The 275-nt window shown below is 60.4% G+C and carries 1 protein-coding gene; it reads right to left on the minus strand.

The genetic code is table 11. From position 1 onward, the window contains the following. Positions 1–65: 65 nt before the first annotated feature. The coding region (locus HV477_RS28135; protein ID WP_175065770.1) for a hypothetical protein at positions 66–275 on the minus strand (210 nt) is incomplete at its 5' end.

The raw sequence follows: 275 nt of genomic DNA on the forward strand, positions 1-275 counted from the left end.
CCCGGACCGGGGCTGAGGCCCCGGCCGGAAAGGTTATTCAGGTGTTAAAACAGAAGGTCAGCCCCTTACGGGTGCAATGGCCTGTCAGGTGTGCCTGCATCCAGGTGGCGGCACGATGACTCACCGTCCGTACAGATATCCACGACCACCGGTTTTTCCTGCTCACGGTAACCGGAAGCGGTGACCACCTGCTTCAGGCTGCGGTTGTTATGTGACAGCCGGTTCTGCAGCTCATACACCTGACGGCGTTCTGCCGACGAGTCCCGCTGTACCAC

This window comes from Salmonella sp. SG203 (assembly GCF_013350575.1).
GTDB classification, from domain to species: Bacteria; Pseudomonadota; Gammaproteobacteria; order Enterobacterales; family Enterobacteriaceae; genus Salmonella; species Salmonella enterica.